This window comes from Streptomyces sp. SID1328, from assembly GCF_009865595.1.
Lineage (GTDB): Bacteria > Actinomycetota > Actinomycetes > Streptomycetales > Streptomycetaceae > Streptomyces > Streptomyces griseoluteus.
In genome coordinates, this window is record NZ_WWKH01001051.1 from 1 (window position 1) to 2,760 (window position 2,760).

A 2,760-nucleotide genomic window follows, 5' to 3' on the forward strand; every position below is an offset into this window, starting at 1 on the left:
ACGCGTTCGCGCAGGGCGGCCGGGGCGGGGGCGGCGGTGGACCACGCCAGCCGGACGGCGTCCTCGGACAGTTCGCGGACCTCGGCCGTGCAGCGGCCGCAGCCCGCGAGGTGTTTCCCGAACCGGCGCCGCTCGGCGGGGTCGAGGGCGTCCAGCGCGTAGGGGGCGGCCAGCGAGTGCGGGTCCTCGCGGCGCAGAAGACGGGTGAAGACGCTCACGCGGCACCTCCGAGGCAGCCGCGCAGCCGGTTGAGGCCGTCGCGCATCCGGGTCTTGACGGTGCCGAGCGGCAGGGAGAGCCGTTCGGCGACCTCGCGGTAGGTGTAGCCGTCGTAGTAGGCGAGGGTGACGGACTGGCGCTGGAGGTCGGTCAGCCGTCTCAGACAGCGGCGCACCCACTCCCGTTCCAGTCCCGCCTCGACCTCCTCGGTGACGTGGTCGAAGGCGGGTTCCCCGGCACGCAGGGCCTCGCGCTGCTCGCGTTCGCCGGCCGCGCGGGCGCTGCGCACCCGGTCGACGGCCCGGCGGTGGGCGAGGGTGAGTATCCAGGACAGGGCGCTCCCGCGAGCCGGGTCGAACCGGGCCGCGGAGCGCCAGAGTTCGAGCAGTACCTCCTGGACGACCTCCTCGGACTGGGCGGGGTCGCGCACGACCCGCCGGACCAGTCCGAACACCGGCCCGGAGATCAGGCCGTACAGCTCCTCGAACGCCTGGTGGTCGCCGCCCGCCACGCGCACCAGCAGTACCTCGGCACCCTCACCCCGGCCGTGGCCGCACCCGGCCGTGCCGGTGACCCCTCGCATCCGCACGAACGCACACCTCCGGCGGTTGATACGGATCGGAGAGCCGAAAACGCGGGTCGAAAAAAAGGAAAAAGAAAGTTCCGCTCCGGCCAATCCGCGCTCGCCGGCCGCTCCGTATACCCGTCCGTCAAGCAAGTCGGATTCGAGGACGGACGGCATGACTCTCTTCGCCAGAAGCGGCACGGCACGCAAGGGCCTGGTCCCGCTCATCTGCGGCGCGCTCGCCGCCGGTGGACTCGCGGCCGCCGGTGTCGCCACGCTGGAGCCGGGGGCGGCCTCCGCCTCCTCCCACCGGGAGGCCCCGCTGATCTCGGGCACCCCGCAGTACGACAACACCGACCTGTACGCGTTCGTCAGCCCCGACAAGCCGGACACGACGACGATCGTGGCCGACTGGATACCGTTCGAGGAACCGGCGGGCGGCCCGAACTTCTACACCTTCGCCGACGACGCGCAGTACGACCTGCACATCGACAGCAACGGCGACGCCCAGGACGACCTCCTCTTCCGCTACACCTTCAAGACGCGGACGAAGAACGGGAAGACGTTCCTCTACAACACGGGCCCCGTGACCAGCCTGGACGACCCCGACCTCAACATCACCCAGACCTACGACCTCGAACTGGTCCGCATGAAGGGCGGCCACGCGATGTCCAGGACGAAGGTGGCGGACGACGTGCCGGTGGCACCGTCCAACGTGGGCAAGGCGTCCATGCCGGACTACGGCAAGCTCCGCTCCCAGGCGGTGTACAAGACGGCGGGCGGGGCGGCCACGTTCGCCGGGCAGGCGGACGACCCGTTCTTCCTGGACCTGCGCGTCTTCGACCTGCTGTACGGCGGCAACCTCAGCGAGGTCGGCCGGGACACCCTCAAGGGCTACAACGTCAACACGATCGCCCTCCAGGTCCCCAACGACCTGATCCGGCAGTCGGCGGACCAGCCGGTCGTCGGCATCTGGTCCACCACCCAGCGCCGCAACGCCCAGGGCTACTACAGCCAGGTATCCCGCCTCGGCAACCCGCTGGTCAACGAGGTGGTCAACCCGCAGGCGGACAAGGACCGCTTCAACGCCTCCCAGCCCTCGCACGACGCCCAGTTCCTGAAGAACGTCACCAACCCGGAGCTGCCCAAGCTCATCGAGGGCATCTACAAGATCGCCGCCCCGGCCGAGCCGCGCAACGACCTGGTCGACGTCTTCCTCAAGGGCGTCAAGGGCCTCAACCAGCCCCCGAACGTGCGTCCTTCGGAGCAACTGCGGCTGAACACCTCGATCAAGCCGACCATGCACCCCAAGCGGCTCGGCGTGCTCGACGGTGACAACGCGGGCTTCCCCAACGGGCGCCGGCTCACCGACGACGTGATCGACGAGGCCCTTCAGGTCGTCGAGGGCGAACTCCTCGGCTCCAAGAACGACTTGGGCGACGCGGTGGACGCCAACGACAAGAAGTTCGAGAAGTCCTTCCCCTACGTCGCCCAGCCCACGGCGGGGTCGCGGGGCGCGCTGGCGAAGGGCACGACCGCGGGCGCCGACGTCAAGAGCCAGCTCGGTGACGCGCTGAGCCCGGCCTCGGCGACGGGCGGCACCGACAACACCGTGCTCATCGCCGGTTCGGCGGCGGCGGGCGCGGCCGCAATCCTGCTGCTCGGCACCGTCGTCGGCTGGTGGCGCCGCCGGATGCGCCGCGCGTACTGAGCCGCACCCGAAAGCGACCGGCACGGCCCGTACCCCTTCCCCCACGGCGGGCCGCGCCGGTCTTCCCGACCACCATCAGGCGAACCAGGAGAGGGCGATGGGCCCGCGTACGAGTAGTGACGAGCAGACCGACGGCACACCGGACAGTCGCGCTCCGGGCCGCCGGACGGCGTGGCGGGTGGCGTCGGCCGCCCTGCTGGCCGTCGCGCTGACCGGTGGCGCGGTCGCCTTCGGGACCGCGCGGGACGGGGCGCGGGCCGCTCCG

Annotated in this window: 3 protein-coding genes; 1 reads left to right on the top strand and 2 read right to left on the bottom strand. The window is 71.1% G+C overall.

The genetic code is table 11. The features are described 5' to 3' along the window. Positions 1–218, bottom strand: a 218-nt coding sequence (locus tag GT030_RS33900; RefSeq protein ID WP_161204342.1) for a zf-HC2 domain-containing protein, incomplete at its 3' end; no start/stop codon positions are given. Further along, on the bottom strand, positions 215–802 hold the full coding sequence (locus tag GT030_RS33905) for a sigma-70 family RNA polymerase sigma factor (RefSeq protein WP_086690663.1): 588 nt from the start codon (positions 800–802) through the stop codon (positions 215–217). The genes GT030_RS33905 and GT030_RS33900, both read right to left, overlap by 4 nt. 157 nt (positions 803–959) lie before the next feature. Here GT030_RS33905 and GT030_RS33910 point away from each other — a divergent pair, with 157 nt between their 5' ends. Next, on the top strand, positions 960–2,495 hold the full coding sequence (locus GT030_RS33910; RefSeq protein ID WP_161204343.1) for a DUF4331 domain-containing protein: 1,536 nt from the start codon (positions 960–962) through the stop codon (positions 2,493–2,495). Positions 2,496–2,760 lie beyond the last annotated feature (265 nt).

Bases quoted from the DNA above. Each gene is read 5' to 3' on its own strand.
- GT030_RS33905 (WP_086690663.1), bottom strand. From the start codon at position 802: ATGCGAGGGGTCACCGGCACGGCCGGGTGCGGCCACGGCCGGGGTGAG.
- GT030_RS33910 (WP_161204343.1), top strand. From the start codon at position 960: ATGACTCTCTTCGCCAGAAGCGGCACGGCACGCAAGGGCCTGGTCCCG.